Origin of the sequence: Saccharomonospora iraqiensis subsp. iraqiensis, assembly GCF_000430445.1 — a bacterium.
GTDB classification, from domain to species: domain Bacteria; phylum Actinomycetota; class Actinomycetes; order Mycobacteriales; family Pseudonocardiaceae; genus Saccharomonospora; species Saccharomonospora iraqiensis.
The window spans coordinates 29099-31119 of the sequence record NZ_KE387108.1; the positions used below are offsets into that span (position 1 = coordinate 29099).

At 72.9% G+C, this 2021-nt stretch carries 2 protein-coding genes and 2 pseudogenes; all 4 read right to left on the minus strand.

The features are described 5' to 3' along the window. A pseudogene (locus ACTIR_RS26765) lies at window positions 1–184 on the minus strand (3-carboxy-cis,cis-muconate cycloisomerase); the annotation flags it as partial. Window positions 185–199: 15 nt separating this feature from the next. Then, entirely contained in the window at window positions 200–760 is a 561-nt protein-coding gene (pcaG, locus tag ACTIR_RS0115590) for a protocatechuate 3,4-dioxygenase subunit alpha (RefSeq protein ID WP_026454974.1), read from the minus strand. 73 nt (window positions 761–833) lie between these two features. Continuing rightward, window positions 834–1586, minus strand: a complete 753-nt coding sequence (pcaH, locus tag ACTIR_RS0115595; RefSeq protein ID WP_007026593.1) for a protocatechuate 3,4-dioxygenase subunit beta — start codon at window positions 1584–1586, stop codon at window positions 834–836. A 61-nt stretch (window positions 1587–1647) separates the two neighbouring features. After that, window positions 1648–2021: pseudogene (locus ACTIR_RS26770) on the minus strand (3-oxoadipyl-CoA thiolase); the annotation flags it as partial.

The window sequence follows — 2021 nt, forward strand, 5'->3', positions numbered from 1 at the left end:
CGTAGTCGGCGGGCTCCGCCGCCCCGGCGACCACGTCCGCGTGCGCGCGATCCACGAGGCCCACGTCGGCCTGGGCGGCGGCGAGGGCGGACTCGAACTCAAGCATCCCGCGCAGCCACGCCCGGTCCGAGGTCTCCCCGGCCACGGGCCCGGCCGCGAACACCGGATCGAACAGCTCCGACATCAGCCGCCCCGCCGCTCAGACATCGAAGAAGACCGTCTCGCCCTCACCCTGCAGCCGCACGTCGAAGCGGTAGCCGTCCTCCGTCGGCTCGGCGATCAGGGTCCGCCTGCGGTCGGCGGGCACCGAGGACAGCACCGGATCGCCGGCGTTGGCCTCGATCTGTTCGGGAAAGTAGATCCGGGTCACCAGCCGGTGCAGCATCCCGCGGGCGAACACCGACACGTCGATGTGCGGCGCCTCGCCGGGCACCGCCCCCGGCACCACGGTCCGGATGGCGTACGCGCCGTCGTCGTCGGTGGGGCACCGCCCGAACCCACGGAAACCCGGCTGCGGGCCGCGCGGGTCGTCCGGATGGTCGAACCGGCCGTTCCGGTCGGCCTGCCACGTCTCGACCAGCCCGTCCGGCACCGGCGCGCCCGCACCGTCGGTGACCACACCGCGGATCCACACCGCGCCCTCGTCGTCCGCGTCGACCACGTACGGGCCGTCGGCCCACGGCAGTCCGATCGACAGGTACGGCCCGACCGTCTGCGACGGCGTCGAGCCCAGCGGCCCGGCCACAACAGCCTCGCTCACTCGTCCTCCTCCTGTGTCGTGCGGGACACCCGCACCCGGTCGGACGAGCGAGCGGACGCACACCCAGTCTCGCTCACTCGTCCTCCTCCTCGTCCTCGAAAGGCGTGGCCTCGCGGCCCCTCAGCACGATGTCGAACTCGAAGGCCAGGGCCCATTCCGGGACGGTGCGGCTCAGGTCGAACCGGGAGATGAGCCGCTGCCGTGCCTTCTCGTCCGGGATCGAGTTGAAGATCGGGTCCTGGAAGAACAGCGGGTCGTCCGGGAAGTACATCTGGGTGACCAGCCGCTGCGGGAACGCCGTGCCGAACACCGAGAAGTGGATGTGCGCGGGCCGCCAGGCGTTGTCGTGGTTCTTCCACGGGTAGGCGCCCGGCTTGATGGTGACGAACTCGTAGCGCCCCTCGCTGTCGGTCACGGTGCGGCCGACGCCGTCGAAGTTCGGGTCCACCGGGCAGGGCCAGTTGTCCCACACGTGCTTGTACCGGCCGCCCGCGTTGGCCTGCCACACCTCGATCAGCGAGTTCGGCACCGGACGGCCGTCGCCGTCGAGCAGCCTGCCGTGCACGAGGATCCGCTGCCCCTGCGGCTCCTCCGGGTGCTGGCGGGTCAGGTCGTTGTCCAGCTCGCCCAGGCGTCCCGGCCCGAGCAACGGGCCGGTGACCTCGGTGAGCTTCTGCGGCAGCAGCACCAGCGGCTGCTTCGGGTGCCGCAGCCGGGTGGACTTGTACCCCGGGGAATCCATCGGTGGGTGGGTGCCCTCCGGGTCCCGGCGGTACCGCGGCAGCACCAGGCCCGACCCGGCCGACGACTCCGCTGACGTGGTCATGCTCTCCTCCTCGTTCGACACCGCGGCGCGAGGGGCCGCGTACCCGGTGGGACGCGCCCGCTCACGCCTCGAGCACCACGGCCAGGCCCTGGCCGACACCGATGCAGATGGCGGCCAGCCCCCAACCGCCGCCCCGCCTACGCAGCTCGTGGGCGAGCGTGCCGAGCACCCGCCCGCCGGAGGCGCCGAGCGGGTGGCCGATGGCGATGGCCCCGCCGTTCACGTTGACGATCTCCGGGTCCAGCTCGGGCCAGTCGGCGAAGCAGGCCAGCGACTGCGCGGCGAACGCCTCGTTCAGCTCCACCGCGGTCAGATCCCCCCAGCCGATCCCCGCGCGCTGAAGCGCGATCTCGGCGGCGCGCACCGGGCCGATGCCGAACACGTCCGGGTCCACCCCGGCCGCCCCGCGGCCGGCGATCCGGGCCATCGGCGACG

Coding starts and splice junctions, on each gene's coding strand:
- pcaH (WP_007026593.1), bottom strand. CDS start 1,586: ATGACCACGTCAGCGGAGTCGTCGGCCGGGTCGGGCCTGGTGCTGCCG.